Annotated in this window: 21 protein-coding genes and 1 riboswitch; of the genes, 12 read left to right on the top strand and 9 right to left on the bottom strand. The window is 57.4% G+C overall.

Translation table 11 applies throughout. The features are described 5' to 3' along the window. Window position 1 precedes the first annotated feature (1 nt). The 3 genes from ACOTX2_RS17200 to ACOTX2_RS17190 are packed head-to-tail and all read left to right on the top strand — an operon-like array spanning window position 2 to window position 4,066. Window positions 2–2,545, top strand: coding sequence for a fimbria/pilus outer membrane usher protein (locus ACOTX2_RS17200; RefSeq protein WP_139154661.1), 2,544 nt, complete (start codon window positions 2–4; stop codon window positions 2,543–2,545). A 22-nt stretch (window positions 2,546–2,567) separates the two neighbouring features. After that, entirely contained in the window at window positions 2,568–3,557 is a 990-nt protein-coding gene (locus ACOTX2_RS17195; protein WP_022647513.1) for a fimbrial protein, read from the top strand. A 5-nt stretch (window positions 3,558–3,562) separates the two neighbouring features. Next, complete coding sequence (locus ACOTX2_RS17190; protein WP_023299643.1) at window positions 3,563–4,066, top strand: fimbrial protein; 504 nt, start codon at window positions 3,563–3,565, stop codon at window positions 4,064–4,066. On the opposite strand, the gene dinG is transcribed toward ACOTX2_RS17190, so the two are convergent. Next, window positions 4,053–6,230, bottom strand: a complete 2,178-nt coding sequence (dinG, locus tag ACOTX2_RS17185) for an ATP-dependent DNA helicase DinG (protein ID WP_038415719.1) — start codon at window positions 6,228–6,230, stop codon at window positions 4,053–4,055. The two genes, ACOTX2_RS17190 and dinG, sit on opposite strands and share 14 nt — an antisense overlap. Before the next feature lie 97 nt (window positions 6,231–6,327). Further along, the gene (gene rhlE, locus ACOTX2_RS17180; RefSeq protein ID WP_017693771.1) at window positions 6,328–7,710 is read right to left on the bottom strand and encodes an ATP-dependent RNA helicase RhlE; all 1,383 of its coding nucleotides are present in this window, start codon (window positions 7,708–7,710) and stop codon (window positions 6,328–6,330) included. 204 nt (window positions 7,711–7,914) lie between these two features. Here rhlE and cecR point away from each other — a divergent pair, with 204 nt between their 5' ends. The 5 genes from cecR to ACOTX2_RS17155 are packed head-to-tail and all read left to right on the top strand — an operon-like array spanning window position 7,915 to window position 13,603. Then, on the top strand, window positions 7,915–8,592 hold the full coding sequence (gene cecR / locus ACOTX2_RS17175) for a transcriptional regulator CecR (protein WP_046618586.1): 678 nt from the start codon (window positions 7,915–7,917) through the stop codon (window positions 8,590–8,592). After that, the gene (hlyD, locus tag ACOTX2_RS17170) at window positions 8,589–9,584 is read left to right on the top strand and encodes a secretion protein HlyD (RefSeq protein WP_063148400.1); all 996 of its coding nucleotides are present in this window, start codon (window positions 8,589–8,591) and stop codon (window positions 9,582–9,584) included. The genes cecR and hlyD overlap by 4 nt, the downstream gene beginning before the upstream one ends. Then, window positions 9,577–11,316, top strand: a complete 1,740-nt coding sequence (locus ACOTX2_RS17165; protein ID WP_063148399.1) for an ATP-binding cassette domain-containing protein — start codon at window positions 9,577–9,579, stop codon at window positions 11,314–11,316. Before hlyD ends, ACOTX2_RS17165 begins: the two co-directional genes overlap by 8 nt. Then, complete coding sequence (locus tag ACOTX2_RS17160; protein ID WP_022647507.1) at window positions 11,306–12,439, top strand: ABC transporter permease; 1,134 nt, start codon at window positions 11,306–11,308, stop codon at window positions 12,437–12,439. Before ACOTX2_RS17165 ends, ACOTX2_RS17160 begins: the two co-directional genes overlap by 11 nt. A 57-nt stretch (window positions 12,440–12,496) precedes the next feature. After that, window positions 12,497–13,603, top strand: a complete 1,107-nt coding sequence (locus ACOTX2_RS17155) for an ABC transporter permease (protein ID WP_038415714.1) — start codon at window positions 12,497–12,499, stop codon at window positions 13,601–13,603. Here the strand turns inward: ACOTX2_RS17155 and ACOTX2_RS17150 are convergent. Then, entirely contained in the window at window positions 13,565–13,975 is a 411-nt protein-coding gene (locus ACOTX2_RS17150; RefSeq protein WP_003858499.1) for a YbhQ family protein, read from the bottom strand. The two genes, ACOTX2_RS17155 and ACOTX2_RS17150, sit on opposite strands and share 39 nt — an antisense overlap. Before the next feature lie 133 nt (window positions 13,976–14,108). On the opposite strand from ACOTX2_RS17150, the gene ACOTX2_RS17145 reads away from it, so the two are divergent. Genes ACOTX2_RS17145 through ACOTX2_RS17135 form a run of 3 tightly spaced genes read left to right on the top strand, consistent with a single transcriptional unit; the run spans window position 14,109 to window position 17,067 of the window. Continuing rightward, the gene (locus ACOTX2_RS17145) at window positions 14,109–14,870 is read left to right on the top strand and encodes an endonuclease/exonuclease/phosphatase family protein (RefSeq protein ID WP_022647505.1); all 762 of its coding nucleotides are present in this window, start codon (window positions 14,109–14,111) and stop codon (window positions 14,868–14,870) included. Further along, window positions 14,867–16,105: a cardiolipin synthase ClsB gene (gene clsB / locus ACOTX2_RS17140; protein ID WP_022647504.1), complete on the top strand. Its 1,239-nt coding sequence runs from the start codon at window positions 14,867–14,869 to the stop codon at window positions 16,103–16,105. Before ACOTX2_RS17145 ends, clsB begins: the two co-directional genes overlap by 4 nt. Then, on the top strand, window positions 16,105–17,067 hold the full coding sequence (locus ACOTX2_RS17135) for a lysylphosphatidylglycerol synthase domain-containing protein (RefSeq protein ID WP_023299637.1): 963 nt from the start codon (window positions 16,105–16,107) through the stop codon (window positions 17,065–17,067). Before clsB ends, ACOTX2_RS17135 begins: the two co-directional genes overlap by 1 nt. Window positions 17,068–17,599: 532 nt before the next feature. Here the strand turns inward: ACOTX2_RS17135 and ACOTX2_RS17130 are convergent. The 6 genes from ACOTX2_RS17130 to moaA all read right to left on the bottom strand — a co-directional run bounded on the left by ACOTX2_RS17130 (window position 17,600) and on the right by moaA (window position 21,073). Further along, a complete protein-coding gene (locus ACOTX2_RS17130) occupies window positions 17,600–18,307 on the bottom strand; it encodes a Bax inhibitor-1/YccA family protein (RefSeq protein ID WP_015571081.1) in 708 nt (235 codons plus the stop codon). A 58-nt stretch (window positions 18,308–18,365) separates the two neighbouring features. After that, window positions 18,366–18,818, bottom strand: a complete 453-nt coding sequence (gene moaE, locus ACOTX2_RS17125) for a molybdopterin synthase catalytic subunit MoaE (RefSeq protein WP_022647503.1) — start codon at window positions 18,816–18,818, stop codon at window positions 18,366–18,368. A 1-nt stretch (window position 18,819) separates the two neighbouring features. Beyond that, window positions 18,820–19,065 carry a molybdopterin synthase sulfur carrier subunit gene (moaD, locus tag ACOTX2_RS17120; RefSeq protein ID WP_046618591.1) on the bottom strand — a complete coding sequence of 82 codons (246 nt, stop codon included), beginning with the start codon at window positions 19,063–19,065 and terminating at the stop codon, window positions 18,820–18,822. Continuing rightward, window positions 19,058–19,543: a cyclic pyranopterin monophosphate synthase MoaC gene (gene moaC, locus ACOTX2_RS17115; RefSeq protein WP_006809528.1), complete on the bottom strand. Its 486-nt coding sequence runs from the start codon at window positions 19,541–19,543 to the stop codon at window positions 19,058–19,060. The genes moaD and moaC overlap by 8 nt, the downstream gene beginning before the upstream one ends. Window positions 19,544–19,546: 3 nt before the next feature. Then, a complete protein-coding gene (moaB, locus tag ACOTX2_RS17110; protein ID WP_100148858.1) occupies window positions 19,547–20,059 on the bottom strand; it encodes a molybdenum cofactor biosynthesis protein B in 513 nt (170 codons plus the stop codon). Between the two features lie 24 nt (window positions 20,060–20,083). Continuing rightward, a complete protein-coding gene (gene moaA / locus ACOTX2_RS17105; RefSeq protein ID WP_017384935.1) occupies window positions 20,084–21,073 on the bottom strand; it encodes a GTP 3',8-cyclase MoaA in 990 nt (329 codons plus the stop codon). Continuing rightward, window positions 21,061–21,194, bottom strand: a riboswitch (molybdenum cofactor riboswitch). (Overlaps the previous gene by 13 nt.) Window positions 21,195–21,420: 226 nt before the next feature. Between moaA and yvcK the strand changes: the two genes are divergently transcribed. Further along, entirely contained in the window at window positions 21,421–22,329 is a 909-nt protein-coding gene (gene yvcK / locus ACOTX2_RS17100; protein ID WP_023299636.1) for a uridine diphosphate-N-acetylglucosamine-binding protein YvcK, read from the top strand. Window positions 22,330–22,468 lie beyond the last annotated feature (139 nt).

Here is a 22,468-nt window from a genome sequence, read left to right as displayed (position 1 = left end):
CATGTACAGCCACAAAAAGCCGTTCACCTGCCGAATGTCTTCATTGCTGGTCATTCTCTGTGGCCTGGCAATAGCCATCTTTGCGCAGCAGGTTATGGCTGATGATTATTTTAACCCCGCCCTGCTGGATATTGATAATCCCCAGCAGGGTAAAACCGATCTGTCCGTCTATGAAAAAGGTCCCGGCCAGGCACCGGGGAAATATGAGGTCGCGGTGTTTATCAATAATAATAAAATTGATACCCGCAACGTGACCTTTACGCTTGAGAAAGATTCGCAGGGCAACGACACGTTACAACCTTGCTTTAGCATGGGTGAGTTAAAAAGCCTCGGTATCAGGACCCAAAAGTTTCCTCAGCTAATGGCCAAAGGCCAGTGTGCCGATCTAGGTGTCATCCCTGCTTCATCTGCAATCTTTCACGTTCGCAACCAGCAGCTGCTGCTGAGCATTCCGCAAAAGGCGCTCGGACAGGTGCCACGCGGTTACATCGACCCGAAAGAGTTTGACGAAGGGATCAACGCGGGCTTGCTTAATTACAGCGTCAACGCCAGCCAGAGCCATACGCGCCAGCAGGGTGAAGAGGATAGCAGTAGCCAGTACGTGAACCTGCGTCCGGGTTTAAACGTTGGCGCATGGCGCCTTCGCAACTATTCCACCTGGAATCGCAGCACCACAGGCAATGAGGAGGAACAGAAATTCACCTCCGTTTATACCTATGCGCAACGCGATATTGTGGCGATGAAAAGCGATATCACCGTTGGCCAGAGCTCATCACCTGCTGATGTTTTTGACAGTGTCCCTTACACCGGCGTGGAGCTGAAATCCGATAACGACATGCTTCCCGACAGCGAAAAAGGCTATGCACCTATTATTCGTGGCACCGCCCACAGCAACGCGCTGGTGATGGTGCGCCAGAACGGGTACGTGATTTATCAGAACACGGTCGCGCCGGGGGCCTTCGAAATTAACGATCTCTACCCCACCGGCAGCAGCGGCGACCTCCAGGTCACGGTGAAAGAAACTGACGGCAGCGAAAGCCATTTCGTGGTGCCGTTTGCCTCCGTTCCGGTATTGCAGCGTGAAAAAAACCTGCGCTACAGCGTAACTGCCGGGCGTTATCGTTCTTATGACAAAGATGTTGAAAAGACCCCGTTTGCTCAGGGGAGCGCCATCTATGGTTTACCCCACGGCTTCACGGCCTACGGCGGCGTGCAGCAGAGCAGACATTATCAGTCGCAGGCGATAGGCGCCGGGAAAAACATGGGCGATTTAGGGGCGTTCTCCATTGACGTGACTCGCGCCAGAGCCCTGCTGAAAAAACAGCAGTCCAGCACAGGCAAATCGTGGCGCGTACGCTACAGCAAAGATTTCGCCGGTTCAGGCACCAACTTTTCGCTTGCGGGCTATCGCTACAACAGCAAGGGGTTTTACACCCTGGACGACACCATGGAGTCGTATACCCGCGCCGACAACTGGTCTGCGCCACAGCAGCGCCGCGCCCGTACCGAAGCCACCATCGACCAGACGCTACCAGAAGGCTGGGGATCGGTCACGCTGAGCATGGTGAAGGAAACCTACTGGAGCCAGAACCAGGACATGACCTCCATGAGCGTCAGCTACAACAACAGCTGGCACGGCGTTAGCTACAGCCTTAGCTACAGCATGAATAAAAACACTCACGACAGCGATCTGGACGGTAATGCGGTGACGAACGACAACCAGTTCTCGCTGAGCGTTTCGGTTCCGCTGGATCGCTGGATGCATAACACCTGGGCCACGTACAACCTGAACAACACGAAAGATGGCACCACGCAGAACATCGGCCTGAACGGTACGGCCCTGAAAGAAGACAACCTGAACTGGAATCTCCAGGAGGGGCTGAGCAGCACCGGCAGCGGTAACTCCACCAGCGTTAACGCCGACTACAAAGCGACATACGGTGAAGTGAGCGGTGGCGTCAGTCAGGATAAATATCAGCAAACACTGAACGTCGGCTTGCAGGGAGGCGTGATTGCCCATGCAAACGGCATCACGCTAAGCCAGCCGCTCGGTGAGACCATTGCGCTCGTGAAAGCCCCGGGTACGCACGGCACGCATATCACTAACCAGACCGGCGTTGAAACCGACTTCCGCGGCTACACCGTCGTACCGTTCGTCACCGCGTATCGCCACAACACTATTGCGCTGGATACGGAAACGCTGCCGGAGGACGCCGACGTCACCCATGCGGCACAAATTGTGACGCCAACCCGCGGAGCCATTGTGCGCGCCAGCTTCACGACGCGCGTGGGCAATCGCGTCCTGATGACGCTCACGCAAAACGGTAAACCGCTGCCGTTCGGCGCAACGGTTACCACCGAGGACAAGGACAGCGAATTTATCGTCGGGAATGATGGCCAGACCTATCTCTCCGGTCTGCCACAGCAAGGGCATCTCCGCGTTTCCTGGGGACAGGAGGCAAACGAGCATTGCGTCGCTGACTATGTGCTCACGGATGAGAAAGCGAAAACCAGCATCATTAACGCTGCCGCGCAGTGTCACTGATCTCCCCTAAAGGCAAAACATTATGCAAATGATTAAACAGTGCTTTTTCTTACTGATTCTGGGAACCGCTGCGTTATTCATGCCGCATGCGAAGGCGACCTGCACCACGCCGGATCTCCCCAAAATGATCAACGTGGCATCCATTTCTGTCCCGACGACGCTGGCAGTTGGCGCAACTATCCCGGGTACAGAGCAGAGCGTTCATGTTGCCGGGCATTGCGATCAGAGTACCGACAGCGGCCTGGAGATTGTCTCCTGCTACTACGGCACCGGAGCGGAAATGCCAGGGCTCAGGGGGGTATACGAATCCGGCGTGCCGGGGATTGGCGTAGCATTGATGAATGATCACGGGCAGCGAATTAGCGGCGCTGGCGGCGTGCAGTGCGATTCACGTGGAACGCCTGTTGGCTACGTCTCTACCGATGGAACACAGACTTTTAGCTTTGAAATAACGCTTGAGCTGGTTAAAACGAGTGACACCGTGACATCCGGTACGCTGGTGCAGTCTCAAACCGAATTTGGCATTGGCGTTTTCGGCCATGAAGGGATCGGCAACCCTAACCACATCGCCTATGCAGGTAATGTTATTCTTCATCAGGTCACCTGCTCCGTTTTACCGAAAAATCTCACCGTTAATTTGGGCGATTTTCCCGTCAGTGATTTCATCAGCGTAGGTTTTTTATCCAGTCCTGCTCAAAAATTTAATATCACCGTCAACTGTGACACAACCGTACAGCCTGAGCTAAAAATCACCAGCGCGAATGGATATGACACAGCATTTGAGGGGGTGATCAAACTCACGCAGCAGACCGGCATGGCTACAGGCGTCGGAGTAAGAATGCTATTTGATGACCATCTCGCCACCTTCGGTACCTATGTAAGTACCCAAAATCAGGCCGTAGCCAACGAAACGCTGGTGATCCCGTTTGAGGTTCGCTACGAGCAGGTCAGCAATGTAGTCACCCCCGGGCCAGCCAATACTGTGGCAACCATCACCCTCGCTTATAAGTGAACGTCATGAAAAAAACCGCATTGATTCTCGCGCTGGGGCTGATCGCCCAGGCCCACGCCGATGATATACAGATCCAGATGACGGGTAACATTTACGCCAACACGTGCGTCATTGACAGTGCCAGCCGCAACCTGACGGTGGACTTAGGCCAGGCGGCATCGGGTAGTTTTAAAGACGTGGGCGATACCGGCGAGTGGAAGGACTTTTCCCTTTCGGTGTCGCACTGCCCGGCCACGCTGGCGCTTGCCACCGCCTTTTTCTACGGTCAGGCCGACAGCACCCATCCCACCAAATTTGCCAATCTCGGTAGCGCAAAGGGGCTGGCACTGGAGCTGGCAGATCGTCAGGACAAGATACTGATTGCCCCGCAGGCCGCCTTTAACGCTGCCATAAACCCGTCAGACCACACGGCCACGTTCCCGCTGGCCGCACGCTATTACGCCACCTCGATGCCCATCTCTGCCGGCACGTTCAGCAGCGTGATCCAGGTGACCTTCACTTACCAGTAGGACCGCGCCCCTTAGCACGGAAGCTTTTTCGACGCCCGGCAGCCAGTTTTGTCGGGCGTTTTTTTACTTCCGGCACGTCCGGCTGCTCAATCGGGAAGATCGGCAGCGCATTCAGCAGCCGCTGGCCGTAGTTTTTGGTGAGCAGTCGTTTGTCATAAATCACCACCTCGCCCCAGCAGCCGTGGCTACGGATCAAGCGCCCGACCTGCTGAATCAGGTTAAACGACGCTGCAGGCAGGCTTTGCACTTCAAACGGATAACGGTTAAGGCTTTTCAGCCATTCGCCTTCGGTGATCACCACCGGGCTGTCGATGGGCGGGAAGGCGATTTTATGGATATGCACCTGCGTCAGGTAGTCGCCTTTCAAATCAAGCCCTTCCGCAAAGGACTGTAACCCCACCAGCACGCTGCGCTCGCCGTTATCAATGCGTTTACGGTGGGTTTCCACCAGCCGATAGCGCGGCTGATCGCCCTGCACCAGCAGGAGTAAGCGCAGATCGGTGACGTGCTCCAGGAAGCGTTGCATCGCCCGACCGCTGGCAAACAGCACCAGCATACCGGGGTATTTTTTACTCTCAACCTGCTCGCGGAAGTAGGCCGCCATTTCCGCAATATGCTGCTCTTCGTTATCGATAAGCGGCTCATAATTCATGCGCGGAATGACCAGCTTTCCCTGCTCACAGTGGTTGAACGGCGAGTCCAGGGCCACAAAGCGGTCGCCGGCTTTCTCTTTCAGGCCGCTCATCTCCTGCAACCTTGAGAAGCTGTTCAGGGAACGCAGAGTCGCTGACGTCACTACCACGTGCGGAACGCTGCGCCAGATCAGCTTTTCCAGCTGATCGGCCACGCGGATGCCCACGCAGTGGAAGAAGAGATGTCCCTGCCCGTCTCGTACTTCGCGGGTGGCCCACTTAGTCACCGGCGCGCCGGACGCCTGCGCCATCGAAGCCAGCCGCCAGAGTTTGCTCTGCGCTTCAAACATCCCCAGCGCACGATTCATTTGCAGCAGAATGCGGTGCAAACGCACCACGTCGTGAGTACCGGTTTTCTCGCTGAGATCGTTTAAGAACATCTCCGCCAGCCCGCGCAGCTTTTCCAGGTGCTTCGCCAGCTGCTGGCAAATCTCCATCACTTCCTGCGGCAACTCACCCATCGCAAAGCGGTGTTCCGCCTCCTGGGTGGCGGGGAGATACAGGTTAAGAATATTATTCAGCGAGGCGATGAGGCTGTACACCTCTTCACAGTGCTCGCTCAACCGCTCCGGAACCGCCAGCGGCGGCGTGGTTTTCGGACGGAACTGCTCCATGCAGGTTGCCACCAGTTTGCAGAACAGATCCAGTTGCAGGCGAAACCACGGGGCGGTAATTTCCGCGCTCATCTCCAGCGCATCTCGCGCCACGTCGGGCAGATGATGACCTTCATCGAGCACCAGCAGCAGGTTTTTGGGCTCCGGCAGGACCGCTTCACTCTCCAGTGCAGCCATGACCAGCGCGTGGTTGGCGACAACCACCTCCGCTTCCTGAATCTCACGCCGGGCGACAAAGAACGGGCACTCGCGATAGTAGTGACAGTTACGGTTCAGGCAGCTTGCTTTATCGGTGCTGAGCCTGCGCCACAGGTCGTCGCCGATCGCCTGGTTGGTGTGATCCCGCAGGCCGTCCCACTTGTAGCCGTCGAGATCGGCCTTCAGCTTTGCGCACTGCTCCTGCTCCGCCTTGTTGTTTGGCGTCAGCTCGTCATCAAGAAACGCGAGCAGATCCTGTTGGGAGGGTTCACTGCTGGCCAGAGCCGCCAGATTGCGCGGACAGACGTAGCGCCCGCGACCAAAGGCGGCGGTAAACCGTAAATCGGGGATAATTTTGCGCAGCAGCGGCAAATCTTTGCTGAAGATCTGATCCTGCAAGGCCACGTTAGCGGTACTGACCACCAGCGTTTTATCTTCTTCCCGCGCGATGGCAATGCCGGGAATAAGATACGACAGGGTTTTCCCGACGCCGGTCGGGGCTTCAATCGCCAGATGTCGCCCGTCGTCCCCGGCGAGCGTTTTTGCCACGTCGGCAATCATCTGCCGCTGCGGGGCTCGGGGGATAAAATCGGGGATCTGCTGTTGTAGCGCCTTATACCATGCGCCAATTTGCGCCTTGAGCGCAGCGGTTAAAGCCATCGGAAAACCTGAAATACTGTATAAACAGCCACTATTGTGGCACTTTCTCTCCGCTGCCGCAAAAAGAAAAGCCCGGCTTTACGACCGGGCTTCCAGATTACTGCGGGTTAGCAGGCTTACGCGGGCGGCGTCGGCGCTGTCCCTCGCCTGCCGGTTTCCCTTCGCCGCTACGCCATGGGTTTTCACCGGCCGGTTTGCTGTCGTTATTACGACGCGGCGGTTTGCCCGAAGATTTCGGCGCGCCGCCTTCGGCACGACGCGGCTGCTGACCGCGACCACCGCCGCCCTGACCGCGCCCGCCACCCTGACGACCGTTCTGAATTGGCTCGGCTTTGATTGACGGGTCAACTTCATAGCCCGGGGTTTCAATGCGCGGGATCTCTTTCTTCAGCAGGCGTTCGATGTCGCGCAGCAGCTTGTGCTCATCCACGCAAACCAGAGAGAGCGCTTCCCCGGTTGCCGCCGCGCGTCCGGTACGGCCGATACGGTGAACGTAATCTTCCGGCACGTTTGGCAACTCGTAGTTCACCACGTGCGGCAGCTCTTCGATATCCAGACCGCGTGCGGCGATGTCGGTTGCCACCAGCACGCGTATGTCGCCGGACTTGAAGTCTGCCAGCGCGCGGGTACGCGCGCCCTGGCTCTTGTTGCCGTGAATGGCCGCGCTGCGGATGCCATCTTTATTCAGCTGTTCCGCCAGGTGATTGGCGCCGTGCTTGGTGCGGGTAAAGACCAGCACCTGCTGCCAGTTGCCCTGGCCGATCATCTGGGAGAGCAGTTCCCGCTTACGCTTCTTATCTACAAAGTGCACGTGCTGCGTCACCTGCTCGGAGGCGGTGTTGCGGCGCGCGACTTCCACTTCCAGCGGGTTATGCAGCAGCTTTTCCGCCAGCGCCTTGATCTCGTCGGAGAAGGTCGCGGAGAAGAGCAGGTTCTGACGACGCGTCGGCAGCTTCGCCAGCACGCGGCGAATGTCGTGGATGAAGCCCATGTCCAGCATACGGTCGGCTTCGTCCAGCACCAGAATTTCGATGTTATCGAGCTTCACCGCGTTCTGGTGTTCGAGATCCAGCAGACGCCCCGGGGTTGCCACCAGCACGTCCACGCCGCCGCGCAGCTTCATCATCTGCGGGTTAATGCTTACCCCGCCGAAAACTACCAGCGAACGAATGTTGAGATAGCGGCTGTATTCACGCACGTTCTCACCAATCTGGGCCGCCAGCTCGCGGGTTGGGGTGAGGATCAGCGCACGCACCGGACGACGGCCTTTGGCGTGTGGCTGGTTTTTTACCAGCAGCTCCAGCAGCGGCAGGGTAAAGCCCGCGGTCTTACCAGTACCGGTCTGCGCGCTTGCCATCAGGTCACGGCCCTGCAAAACGGCCGGGATAGCCTGCTGCTGAATAGGGGTTGGCTCAACGTAGCCCTGCTCTGCGATGGCGCGCAGAATTTCCGGGTTCAGACCAAGGGAATCAAAAGACATAAAAACTCCGAACCGCCCCGACCATCACAGGTGTAGTTTTCAGGGAGATATAACGAATAGAAGGACAAAAACCACAATGTCGCGAAGGAGCGGAGTGTAGCAGCTTTTGTGACGTGGCGCATAAAATATCCCCGGCGATGACTCGACGTTTGCGCAAATCAGGCATAATCTTAATCAATCGATTGATTAATTTTTAATGCTGCTATGAATACAACCCCAACGACAACCAAAGGCGAACAGGCGAAAAGTCAGCTTATCGCCGCCGCGCTGGCGCAGTTTGGCGAGTATGGTCTGCATGCCACCACGCGGGATATCGCCGCGCAGGCCGGGCAGAATATTGCGGCCATTACCTACTATTTTGGCTCAAAAGAGGATTTATACCTCGCCTGCGCCCAGTGGATCGCGGATTTTATCGGCACCAGCTTTCGCCCACACGTGGAAGAAGCGACCGCGCTGTTCAGCCAGCCAGAGCCGGACCGGGTTGCCATCCGCCAGCTGATCCTTAACGCCTGTCACAACATGATCCGCCTGCTGACGCACGACGATACGCTGAACCTGAGCAAATTTATCTCCCGCGAGCAGCTCTCCCCCACTGCCGCGTACCAGCTGGTGCACGATCAGGTGATCGCCCCGATGCACAGCCATCTGACCCGGCTGATTGCCGCCTATACCGGACGGAACGCCAGCGATACGGACACCATTTTGCATACCCACGCCCTGCTGGGCGAAGTGCTCGCCTTCCGTCTGGGGCGTGAGACCATCCTGTTACGTACGGGCTGGACACAATTCGATGAGGATAAAGCCGCGCAAATTAGCCAGGTCATTACCTGTCACGTTGATCTGATCCTGCAAGGCTTAACGCAAAGGAGCCAGAAGTCATGAAAAAACCTGTCGCCATCATTCTTATGGTTGTTGTCTTGCTTGCTGCGGGAACAGGCGGCTGGCTGTGGTATCAGAGCCAGCAGGCTCGTGGCCTGACGCTGTACGGCAACGTGGATATCCGCACCGTGAACATGAGCTTCCGCGTCGGCGGACGACTGGCCTCGCTGAGCGTTGACGAAGGCGATGCCATCAAAACCGGGCAGACGCTGGGGATGCTGGACAAAGCCCCGTTTGAAAACGCGTTGATGCAGGCAAAAGCGGGCGTCGCCGTCGCACAGGCGCAGTACGACCTGATGCTGGCGGGCTATCGTGATGAAGAGATCGCCCAGGCGGCCGCTGCCGTTAAGCAGGCAAAAGCCGCCTATGACTATGCGCAGAATTTCTATAACCGTCAGCAAGGCTTATGGAAAAGCCGCACCATTTCCGCCAACGACCTGGAAAATGCGCGCTCATCCCGTGACCAGGCGCAGGCGACGCTGAAATCTGCCCAGGATAAGTTAAGCCAGTACCGCACCGGTAACCGCGCGCAGGACATTGCCCAGGCGAAGGCCAGCCTTGAGCAGGCGCAGGCGCAGTTAGCCCAGGCGGAGCTGGATCTGCACGATACCACGTTAATCGCCCCGTCTGACGGTACGCTGATGACCCGCGCCGTGGAGCCGGGCAGCATGCTCAGCGCGGGCAGCACCGTGTTAACGCTCTCCTTAACCCGTCCGGTGTGGGTGCGCGCTTACATTGATGAGCCGAATCTTGGCCAGATGCAGCCGGGCCGCGAACTGCTGCTCTACACCGATGGTCGCCCGGACAAGCCGTATCACGGCAAAGTGGGCTTCGTCTCCCCAACGGCCGAGTTCACGCCAAAAACCGTTGAAACCCCGGATCTGCGTACCGACCTGGTGTATCGCCTGCGCATCATCGTCACCGATGCGGACGACGCGCTGCGTCAGGGCATGCCTGTTACCGTGACCTTAAACGACGGGGAACAACATGAATGATGCGGTTATCCAGCTCAATAATCTGGTCAAACGCTTCCCGGGAATGGCTAAACCGGCGGTCGCGCCGCTGAACTGTACGATTCAGAAAGGCTATGTGACCGGGCTGGTGGGGCCGGACGGCGCGGGTAAAACCACGCTGATGCGGATGCTGGCGGGATTGCTGAAGCCGGATGAAGGCAGCGCCAGCGTGCTTGGCCTTGATCCCATCAAAGACGACGCGGCGCTCCACGGCATACTCGGCTATATGCCGCAGAAGTTTGGTCTGTATGAAGATCTGACGGTAATGGAAAACCTCAACCTGTATGCCGATCTGCGCAGCGTTACCGGCGAAACCCGGCAGAAAACCTTCGAGCGTCTGCTGGCGTTTACCTCCCTCGGCCCGTTCACCGATCGGCTGGCGGGCAAACTTTCCGGCGGGATGAAGCAGAAGCTGGGGCTGGCCTGCACGCTGGTGGGCGAACCGAAGGTGCTGTTGCTGGATGAACCCGGCGTCGGCGTGGACCCGATTTCCCGCCGTGAGCTGTGGCAGATGGTGCACGAGCTGGCGGGTGACGGCATGCTGATCCTCTGGAGTACCTCTTACCTTGATGAAGCAGAGCAGTGCCGTGACGTGCTGCTGATGAACGAAGGCGAACTGCTCTATCAGGGCGAGCCCACCGAGCTGACGCAAACCATGGCCGGGCGCAGTTTTCTGCTACACAGCGCGCAGGAATCCAACCGCAAGCTGCTGCAACGGGTGCTGAAGCTGCCCCAGGTGAGCGACGGGATGATTCAGGGCCGTTCGGTGCGCGTGATCCTCAAAAAAGAGGCCACCGCCGACGATATCCGGCGTGCGCAGGGGATGCCTGAAATCGACATGACAGAGACCGCGCCGCGCTTTGAAGATGCGTTTATCGATCTGCTGGGCGGGGCGGGAACCTCAGAATCACCGCTTGGCGCCATTCTGCACACGGTGGAAGGCACGCCGGGCGAAACGGTCATTGAAGCGAAATCGCTCACCAAAAAATTTGGCGATTTCGCCGCCACCGATAACGTCAATTTTGCCGTGAAGCGCGGCGAGATATTTGGCCTGCTCGGGCCGAACGGTGCAGGGAAATCCACCACCTTTAAAATGATGTGCGGCCTGCTGGTACCGACCTCCGGCAAAGCGCTGGTGCTGAACATGGATCTCAAAGTCAGCTCCGGCAAGGCGCGCCAGCATCTGGGCTATATGGCGCAGAAGTTTTCGCTCTACGGCAACCTGACGGTGGAGCAAAATCTGCGATTTTTCTCCGGCGTCTACGGCCTGCGGGGACGGGCGCAGAACGAGAAAATCGGCCGCATGTGCGACGCCTTTGGCCTGACCGATATCGCCTCACACGCTACCGACGCGCTGCCGCTTGGCTTCAAACAGCGGCTGGCGCTGGCCTGTTCGTTGATGCACGAGCCCGATATCCTCTTTCTTGATGAACCTACGTCAGGCGTGGACCCCCTCACCCGCCGTGAATTCTGGTTGCATATCAATAGCATGGTGGAAAAAGGCGTGACCGTGATGGTCACCACCCACTTTATGGACGAGGCAGAGTATTGTGACCGCATCGGGCTGGTCTATCGCGGCAAGCTGATTGCCCACGGCACGCCGGACGACCTGAAAGCGCAGGCCGCCGACGACGCACAGCCGGACCCAACCATGGAGCAGGCGTTTATCATCCTCATCCACGACTGGGATAAGGAGAATCCTCATGCGCAGTAACGCCCTCTCCTGGCGCCGGGTGCGCGCCCTGTGCGTCAAAGAGACGCGGCAGATTGTGCGTGACCCCAGCAGCTGGCTGATTGCGGTGGTGATCCCCCTGCTGCTGCTGTTTATTTTTGGCTACGGGATTAACCTCGATTCCAGCAAGCTGCGGGTCGGTATCCTGCTGGAGCAGCAGAGCGAAGAGGCGCTGGACTTCACCCACGCCATGACCGGCTCGCCCTACATCGATGCCACCATCAGCGACAACCGGCAGGAACTGATCCAGAAAATGCAGGCCGGTAAAATTCGCGGTCTGATCGTCATCCCGGTCGATTTCGCCGCCAACATGGCACGCCCGGGCGCCGATGCGCCAATTCAGGTGATCACCGACGGCAGCGAACCGAACACCGCCAATTTCGTGCAGGGCTATGCGGAGGGGATCTGGCAGCTCTGGCAGATGCAGCGCGCCGAAGACCGGGGGGAGAAGTTTGAACCGCTGATTGACGTGCAGACGCGCTACTGGTTTAACCCCGCCGCCATCAGCCAGCATTTTATTATCCCGGGTGCAGTCACTATCATCATGACGGTGATTGGCGCGATCCTCACCTCGCTGGTGATCGCCCGCGAATGGGAGCGCGGCACCATGGAGGCGCTGCTCTCCACCGAAGTGACGCGCGTCGAGCTTTTGCTCTGCAAGCTGATCCCCTACTACTTCCTCGGCATGCTGGCGATGCTGCTCTGTATGCTGGTCTCGGTATTTATTCTTGGCGTGCCGTACCGCGGTTCGCTGGTGGTGCTGTTCTTTATTACCAGCCTGTTTTTACTCAGCACGCTGGGAATGGGGCTGCTGATCTCCACCATCACCCGCAACCAGTTTAACGCCGCGCAGGTGGCGCTTAATGCCGCCTTCCTGCCGTCGATCATGCTCTCCGGCTTTATCTTCCAGATTGACAGTATGCCAGCGGTGATCCGTGCCGTGACCTACATCATTCCGGCACGCTACTTTGTGAGCACCCTGCAAAGCCTGTTTCTGGCGGGGAACATCCCGGTAGTGCTGATTATCAACACCCTGTTTTTGCTGGCGTCGGCGGTGATGTTTATCGGGCTGACGTGGATGAAAACGAAAAGAAGATTAGATTAGCCATCGGATTTTGTAGGTCGGGTAAGCGCAAGCGCCACCCGACAGGAGGACGACGCGATGTTTCACCGTTTATGGACATTGATCCGCAAAGAGCTGCAATCCTTGCTGCGCGAGCCGCAGACCCGCGCCATTCTGGTGCTGCCGGTGCTGCTTCAGGTTGTACTGTTTCCGTTTGCCGCCACGCTGGAGGTCACCAACGCTACCATCGCCATTTACAACGAAGACAATGGCAAGCATTCCGTCGAGCTGACGCAGCGTTTCGCCCGCGCCAAAGCCTTTACCCATGTCCTGCTGCTGCAAAGCCCGCAGGCGATCCAGCCCACCATCGACACGCAGAAAGCATTATTGCTGGTGCGCTTCCCGGCGGATTTCTCCCGCAATCTGGACACCTTCCAGACCGCGCCGATGCAGCTGATCCTCGACGGGCGTAACTCCAACAGCGCCCAGATAGCGGCGAACTATTTGCAGCAGGTAGTGAAGGACTACCAGCAGGAGCTGATGGCGGACAAACCCAAACCCAACAACAGCGAGCTGGTGGTGCGCAACTGGTACAACCCGAATCTGGACTACAAGTGGTTTGTGGTGCCGTCGTTAATCGCCATGATCACCACTATTGGCGTGATGATTGTCACCTCGCTGTCCGTGGCACGCGAACGTGAGCAAGGTACGCTGGATCAGCTGCTGGTCTCGCCGCTCGCTACCTGGCAGATATTTGTCGGCAAGGCGGTGCCGGCACTGATTGTCGCGACGTTCCAGGCCACCATCGTGCTGGGGGTGGGAATATGGGCGTACCAGATCCCGTTTGCCGGATCGCTGGCGCTGTTTTACTTCACGATGGTGATTTACGGCCTGTCGCTGGTGGGGTTTGGGCTGCTGATTTCCGCGCTCTGCTCAACGCAGCAGCAGGCGTTTATCGGGGTGTTTGTCTTTATGATGCCGGCGATTTTGCTTTCAGGGTACGTGTCGCCAGTGGAGAACATGCCGGTGTGGTTACAAGATCTGACATGGATAAACCCGATTCGTCACTTCACGGATATCACCAAGCAAATCTATCTGAAGGATGCGAGTCTGGATATTGTGTGGGGAAGTTTGTGGCCGCTACTGGTCATCGCGGCCACAACGGGCTCAGTGGCCTATGCGATGTTTAGACGAAACATCGCGTAGCTTTTTCTCTTTGGTGAGCAACGACACCACCGCAGGCCCTGCGAGGATAGCCAGACCCGCCAGGGCCAGCAGCAGGTTGTTTTGCAGCACGCGTGACAACAGCCACAGGACGATCATTGCCGCACCAAAATACCAGGTGGTGGTAAGCTCTTCGAGCACATCACCCACTTCACGCCAGCGCGCGTCGTGGTGACGCTGTAAAAACAGCATCGACAGCACGGTCACGCCGTAAACCACACATAACCCTAAGCCGACACGCACCAGCGTGCCGCTCATCCAGCCCATCACCAGTACGGCCACGACCAGTAAATGCAACATTATCTGCCAGCAACTCAAACCGGTTGCGACACGAACGCGTTGTTGCCACTTCATGGCTTCTCTCCTGAAGGATTTTTCTCTGCTAATTCAGACTACCGCACTTTACGGAAAATTCCGTAACGCCGCATCTTTTTGTGACGCCTACTACACTTTATTTTCATCGGGATAGTCACCCAGGAAGGTGTTTATGAGCAAAAGAACGCAGCATTTCTCGCTTAAGGTGCTGACGATAAATATTCATAAGGGCTTCACAGCATTTAACCGCCGCTTCATTTTACCGGAGCTGCGCGACGCGGTACGCACCGTCAGCGCCGATATTGTCTGCCTCCAGGAGGTCATGGGCGCGCACGAAGTGCACCCGATGCATTTCGAAAACTGGCCCGACACGCCCCATTACGAGTTTCTGGCGGATACCATGTGGAGCGATTACGCCTACGGGCGCAATGCGGTCTACCCGGAGGGGCATCACGGTAACGCAGTGCTGTCGCGTTTTCCTATCGAGCATTATGAGAACCGGGACGTCTCCGTTGGCGAGAGCGAAAAACGCGGGTTGTTATACTGCCGCATCACGCCACCGGCGCTCGATTTTCCCATTCATGTGGGCTGCGTTCATCTTGGCCTGCGTGAGGCCCACCGTCAGGCTCAGCTACAGATGCTGGCAGACTGGACCAATGCGCTGCCGGAGGGCGAGCCCGTGGTGGTGGCCGGTGATTTTAACGACTGGCGACAGCGGGCCAACCATCCTCTGAAGGTGAATGCGGGGCTGGAGGAGATTTTTACCCGCTCACGCGGTCGTCCCGCGCGGACGTTTCCGGTGCGCTTCCCCCTGCTGCGCCTTGACCGCATCTACGTAAAAAATGCCCACGCCAGCAGCCCGACGGCGCTGGCTTTACTCAACTGGCGACATCTCTCCGACCATGCCCCACTCAGCGCGGAGATCCACTTATGAAATGCACATGGCAGGAAGGTAACCGTATTACGCTGCTGGAAAATGGCGATAACTTTTATCCGGCTGTCTTTGAGGCGATTAGCCACGCACAGCAGAAAGTCTTTCTGGAAACGTTTATCTGGTTTGAAGACGACGTGGGCAGGCAGTTGCACAGCGCGCTGCTGCAAGCCGCTCGTCGCGGTATAAAAATCGAGGTCCTGCTCGACGGATATGGTTCGCCGGATCTCAGCGACGAATTTGTTAACGAGCTCACCGCCGCAGGGGTGGTATTCCGCTATTACGATCCCGGCCCGCGTCTGTTCGGGATGCGCACCAACCTGTTCCGCCGAATGCACCGCAAAATTGTGGTGGTGGACGAAACGGTGGCCTTCGTTGGCGGCATTAACTACTCCGCCGAGCATATGTCGGATTATGGTCCCGAAGCGAAACAGGACTACGCGATCCGTATCGAAGGGCCGGTGGTTCAGGACATCCAGCTGTTCGTGCTGGAAAACTTACCCGGCAAAGAGGCCGCACGCCGCTGGTGGCGACGCCGCCATCGCCCGGAAGAGAACCGCAAGCCCGGCGAGGCGCAGGCGCTGTTCGTCTGGCGGGATAACGAGGAGCACCGGGACGATATCGAACGTCACTACCTGAAGATGCTGGCGAACGCGAAGCGCGAGGTGATTATCGCCAACGCCTATTTCTTCCCCGGTTACCGGATTTTGCACGCCATGCGCAACGCGGCCCGACGCGGCGTGAGCGTGAAGCTCATCGTCCAGGGTGAGCCCGATATGCCGATTGTGAAGGTGGGCGCGCGTCTGCTCTATCGCTATCTGGTCAAAAGCGGCGTGCAAATCTATGAATATCGCCGCCGCCCGCTGCATGGCAAAGTGGCCGTGATGGATGACCACTGGGCGACCGTTGGCTCAAGCAACCTCGATCCGCTGAGCTTATCGCTCAATCTGGAAGCGAACCTGATCATCCACGATCGCCAGTTTAATCAGACCCTGCGCGATAACCTTCAGGGTCTGATCAATAAAGACTGCGTGCGTGTGGATGAGTCCATGGTGCCGAAACGCAGCTGGTGGAACGTTGGCATCGGTGTGGTGGTGTTTCACTTCCTGCGCCACTTCCCGGCCATGGTGGGCTGGCTGCCCGCGCATACGCCGAAACTGGCGCTGGTGGATCCGCCAGTGCAACCCGAAATGGAAACCCAGGACCGCGTAGAGGCGGAAGATGGAGGGAAAACCTGATGTCGAAATCTCATCCTCGCTGGCGGCTGGCGAAAAAAATCCTGACCTGGCTGTTCTTCATTGCCGTCGCGGTCCTGCTGGTGGTGTATGCCCAAAAGGTGGACTGGGAAGAGGTGTGGAAGGTTATTCGCAACTACAACCGGACAGTCCTGCTGGGGGCGGTTGGCCTGGTGATTGTGAGCTACCTGATGTACGGCTGCTATGACCTGTTGGGACGCGCCTACTGCGGGCATAAGCTTGCCAAACGGCAGGTTATGCTGGTGTCATTCATCTGCTACGCCTTTAACCTGACGCTGAGCACCTGGGTGGGCGGGATTGGTATGCGCTATCGCCTGTACTCCCGCCTTGGCTTACCGGGCGGCACCATCACGCGTATTTTCTCGCTGAGTATCACCACCAACTGGCTGGGGTATATCCTGCTCGGCGGGGTGATCTTCACCATTGGCGTGGTGCAGCTGCCTGCGCACTGGTACATCGATGAGGCCACCCTGCGCATTCTGGGCATCGTACTGCTGCTCATCATCGCCGCCTACCTTTGGGCCTGCGCCTTTGCCAAACGTCGTCATATGACCATTAAAGGGCAGAAGCTGGTGCTGCCGTCATGGAAGTTTGCCGTCCTGCAAATGGTGGTTTCCAGCGCCAACTGGATGGCGATGGGGGCCATTATCTGGCTGTTGATTGGCGAAGATGTGAACTACTTCTTCGTGCTGGGCGTGCTGCTGGTAAGCAGTATTGCCGGGGTAATTGTGCATATTCCGGCGGGGATCGGCGTACTGGAAGCGGTGTTTATCGCGCTGCTTGCAGGGGAGCATGTGTCTCACGGGACGATTATCGCTGCCCTGCTCGCGTACCGCATGATCTACTACTTCCTGCCGCTGGCGCTGGCAACGATCTGTTATCTGGTGCTGGAGAGTCGGGCGAAGAAGCTGCGCGCCAAAAACGAGAAGGCGATGGCAAAATAAAAGCAAAACGGCAACTTCGTTGCCATTTTTAGGGTTTGTTCCCTCTCCCTGTGGGCTGAGGGATCCCCAGTAATTTTTTTATGCAGAAGCAATAAAGTTGCTTTCTAAATGACTGAGGGCTGTCAGCGATGCCCTGGTCCGGCTGTAAATCGCTGAGGCGTTTGCCTTCCGGCCGGGGCGAGGCGCAGGGATGCGCCGAGAGGGCGGCTTTACAGGGACGTTGCCTCCGCCCGTACCCGATAAGCCGGAAGGAATAAGCCGAGGGCACCGCGAAGCGGCGATTTACCGCCGGGAGCCCGGGTCGCCAGGGTGGTGGCGACTGAGCCACCCTGGCACGTTCACCGGTCATGTCCTTACAGAGTAGCAAGGAACATAAAGTGAACGGAATGACCACCACCGCCGTATGTTCCCCTCACCCTGACCCTCTCCCCGGAGGGGCGAGGGGATTGCTCAGTGCTCGCATTAATTTGTGGGGAACCCTCAGCCCTGTGGGAGAGGGTCAGGGTGAGGGCATCAGACAGCGCCACCCTCACTAACGCCGGTTGCCAAAAATACGCAGAAGCATCAGGAACAGGTTGATGAAGTCCAGATACAGCGTCAGCGCGCCCAGAATCGAGTATTTGCGCAGGTTTGAACTGTCGCGAACATCAATTTGTTCACCGATGTTTTTCAGCTTCTGGGTGTCGTAGGCGGTTAAGCCCACGAAGATCACCACCCCGATATAGGTCACCGCCCACATCAGCGCGTCACTCTTCAACCACAGGTTCACCAGCGACGCCAGCACAATCCCTATCAGCCCCATAAACAGCATGTTGCCGAAGCCGCTCAGGTCACGTTTGGTGGTGTAACCGTACAGGCTCATCACACCGAACATCCCGCCGGTCACCACAAAGGTGCTGGCGATGGAGGAGTAGGTGTAAACGATGAAAATACTGGAGAGCGTCAGCCCGGTCAGCGCCGAATAGAGCATAAACAGCGTGGTCGCCATGCCCGCGCTGAGCTTGTGCACCAGCCCGGAGAGCACGAATACCAGCGCCAGTTGCGCAATAATCAGCCCAAAGAAGGTGATTTTGCTGGAGAAGATAAACATCATCAGTTCAGGCGTGTTTGCCGCATACCACGCGATAAACGCGGTAAGCAGCAGGCCAACCGTCATCCAGCCATATACCTGAGCCATGTAGGTTTGCAGCCCGCTACGGGTCTGCTGAACTATCGAATCGGAACGCGGAAATCGGTCCATGATTCACTCCTGATTAAGTAAACACACACGTTAAGACTAACACATCCACGTAAACCTGTTACCAGCGGCTGGCAGCCTGTTTGTCGCTGTCCCGCGATTCCACCCAGCGCTCACCTTCCGGCGTCGCTTCACGCTTCCAGAACGGCGCTTTAGTTTTGAGGTAATCCATGATGAACTCCCCCGCCGCAAAAGCACTCCCGCGATGGGCGCTGGTGACGCCGACAAACACAATTTCTTCGCCGGGCCACATTTCGCCGATGCGATGGATAACCGTAACGCGCCCCAGCGGCCAGCGGCCTCGCGCCTCTTCGACAATGGCCGCCAGCGATTTTTCGGTCATTCCCGGATAGTGCTCCAGCGTCAGCGCTTTTACGCTGTCACCGAGATTATGATTGCGCACTTTCCCGGTAAAGGTCACGACCGCGCCGTCTTCGTCGCGCCCGGCCAGCCAGTCATATTCCGTGCCCACGTTAAAACGCTCATGGCCAACCAGAATTCGGGTTTCCGTCATCTCAACCCCCTGTGACCGGCGGGAAGAAGGCCACTTCATCCCCATCAGCCAGCGGGTGGGTCAACTCCACCAGCGTCTGATTCACGGCGGCCAGCACTTTGCCTTCATCCAGCGCCAGCGCCCAGCGGTCGCTTTGCGCCGCCAGATGCGCACGCAGGGCGGCGACGTTTTCGAAAGAGCCGTCCAGCGTCAGGCTGTCGGTATTGATCAGCTCACGGACCTGGGCAAAAAAGAGCACCTTAATCATGGCTTTCCACCTTAAAATCACCGGATTTGCCGCCGCTTTTTGCCAGCAGACGCACCGGGCCAATCACCATATCTTTCTGCACCGCTTTACACATGTCGTAGATGGTCAGCGCCGCCACGGAGGCTGCCGTTAACGCCTCCATCTCCACACCGGTTTTCCCGGTTAAGCGGCACAGGGACTCGATACGCACGCGGTTATGCTCCGGCTGCGCCTGCAAATTTACCTCCACTTTGCTAAGCATCAGCGGATGGCAGAGCGGGATGAGGTCCCAGGTGCGTTTAGCGGCCTGAATACCGGCGATGCGGGCGGTGGCAAACACATCACCCTTGTGATGGCTACCGTCGATAATCATCGCCAGCGTCTCCGGCAGCATGGTGACGAACGCTTCAGCACGCGCCTCGCGCACCGTTTCGGCTTTGGCGGAGACATCCACCATATGCGCTTCGCCAGCGGCGTTTATGTGGGTCAGTTGTGACATAGCTTATTTCTTTAAATGGGGATGGAAATTACACGGACGGGTACGGGCATCCAGCTGCGGGGCAATAATGTTTTCCCACGCGGTGCGGCAGGCTTTGGTCGAGCCCGGCATGGCGAAGATCAGCGTCTTGTTCGCTACCCCCGCGACGGCACGGGACTGGAGCGTAGAGGTGCCAATCTCTTCAAATGAGAGCATGCGGAACACTTCGCCGAAGCCTTCTACTTCGCGATCGAACAGCGGAAGCTGCGCTTCCGGCGCCTGGTCGCCTGCGGTAAAGCCGGTGCCGCCAGTGATCAGTACAACCTGGACGTCATCACTCGCAATCCACTGTGAAACCTGAGCGCGAATGGCGTAACGGTTCTCTTTGACGATCGCTTTATCAACAATCTGGTGCCCGGCTTCGTGTGCCGCCTCGCGCAGCCAGTGGCCGGAGGTATCATCCTCTTCACCACGACGTTCGGAAACGGTAAGAATTGCAATGCGTGTCGGGATAAATTCCGCGCTTACCTGACTCATCTTCTGGTTCCTTCTAAAGCCTGATTACCCGCCGATATAGGACAGGTTCTGAGTAATGCCGGTGTTGCCCTGATGCAGGAAATGGGTCTGCTTTTTGTGCGTCAGCGCCTCGGAAATGCGTGCTTCAAGCGCGTCCTGTTGGGCGTCGTCTTCCAGCAAATCGCGCAGATCGACGCCGCCATCCCCGAACAGGCAGAGGTGCAGCTTGCCAACAGAGGAGACGCGCAGGCGGTTGCAGCTGGCACAGAAGTCTTTTTCATAGGGCATGATCAGGCCGATTTCGCCTTCATAATCCGGATGACAAAAGACCTGCGCCGGGCCATCGCTGCGCTGGCGGATCTGGTGGATCCAGCCGCGTTTCAGCAGTTCGTCACGCAGGACCATGCCGGAGATGTGATGGCGACGGAACAGCTCGCTGCCCTCCCCGGTCTCCATCAGCTCAATAAAACGCAGTTGAATGCGGCGCGGTTTGATCCACGCCAGAAAGGTGTCCAGCTGATGGTGGTTCACATCACGCATCAACACGGTATTGACTTTGACCTTGTCGAAACCGGCGGTGAACGCGGCATCGATGCCGTCCATTACCTGCTGGAACTTATCCTGGCCGGTAATGGCGTGGAACTGACGGGCGTCCAGGCTATCGACGCTGACGTTGATCGCCGTCAGCCCCGCATCGCGCCAGTTCGCCACGTCACGCGCCATGCGGTAACCGTTGGTGGTCACCGCTATCTGGCGGATACGTTCGTTTTCACGCACGGCGGCAATGATGTCAGGGAAATCACGGCGCAGGGAGGGCTCTCCCCCGGTAAGACGCACTTTTTCCGTACCGAGTTCAGAGAACGCGCGCGTGACGCGGCGTACTTCATCCACGGAGAGAAAGCCGTTGTTGGTGACGCTGCCCGGCTTGTAGCCATCGGGCAGGCAGTAGGTGCAACGGAAGTTACACACGTCGGTAATCGACAAACGTAAGTAGAAAAACTTACGCGCGAAAGCATCAGTAAGTTGTGAAGCCATGTACACCTTTCCAGATCGGGAGGCACAGTCATTTCTTTCTGTACCCTGGTGGCAAATCCGCCACGGCCAGGGCGCCATATCTCTCGACACAGGCGCCAGGGCTAGAGTGTATGTTTTCAGTTTTGAAAACGTGGTTATGGCGATAGTAGCGTGGAAATCGCCACTTCGCCATTGTCGCTTTTCGCTATATAAGTTTATACATAACGATGTTATCGTGCATTTTCACTACAGAATACGCAAAAACAGCGCTTTCGCATTGATATACGTCATTATGGTTTGTGAGAGGCATCGTCTTTTAGGAGTAGTTGCGTTACTGTGACGCAAGCTTAACAGGATAAGGAATAGGTATGCGCAATCGCACTTTTGCGGATCTGGACCGCGTGGTCGCTCTTGGAGGAGGTCACGGTCTGGGACGGGTTATGTCGTCGTTATCGTCACTGGGCTCACGCCTGACGGGCATCGTGACAACAACGGACAACGGCGGCTCAACCGGGCGGATCCGACGTGCTGAAGGCGGGATAGCCTGGGGTGATATGCGCAACTGCCTCAACCAGCTCATCACTGAGCCAAGCGTGGCCTCGGCGATGTTTGAGTACCGTTTTGGGGGAAATGGCGAACTTTCAGGCCATAACCTTGGAAATCTGATGTTAAAGGCGCTGGATCACCTGAGCGTGCGCCCTCTGGAAGCGATCAATTTAATTCGTAACCTGCTAAAAGTGGATGCGTTCCTGATCCCGATGTCCGAACAGCCGGTAGATTTGATGGCGATCGATGCTGACGATCACGAAGTGTATGGTGAAGTGAATATCGACCAGCTTCTCCTTCCGCCAAAAGAGCTGATGACCTACCCCAGCGTACCCGCAACGCGTGAAGCGGTTGAAGCGATTGGCGAGGCCGATCTGATCCTGATTGGGCCGGGGAGTTTTTATACCAGCCTGATGCCGATCCTGCTGGTGAAAGAGCTGGCGCAGGCGCTGCGCAGAACGCCTGCGCCCATGGTCTATATCGGTAATTTAGGCCGCGAACTCAGTCCGGCGGCGGCAAGCCTGTCGCTGGCGGATAAGCTGGACCTGATGGAACAGTATGTTGGTAAGAAAATTATCGATGGTGTCGTGGTCGGGCCAAAAGTAGATGTGTCGGGGATTGGCGATCGCGTGGTGGTGCAAGAGCCGCTGGAAGCCAGCGATATTAAATATCGCCACGACCGCCATCTGCTGCGCGAGGCGCTGGAGAAGGCGATTCAGGCATTAGGTTAGGTTCGTTTTGTGCGGCCTGATGCCCTCACCCCGGCCCTCTCCCACAGGGCTGAGGGTTCCCCACAAATTAATGCGAGCACTGAGCAATCCCCTCGCCCCTCCGGGGAGAGGGTTAGGGTGAGGGGAACATACGGCGGTG

The sequence above is a fragment of the Enterobacter cloacae complex sp. IR5412 genome (assembly GCF_049237385.1).
In the GTDB taxonomy this organism is placed as follows: domain Bacteria; phylum Pseudomonadota; class Gammaproteobacteria; order Enterobacterales; family Enterobacteriaceae; genus Enterobacter; species Enterobacter intestinihominis.
Note: the sequence above shows the minus strand (reverse complement) of the source record. Positions and strands in the feature narration are given on the sequence as shown.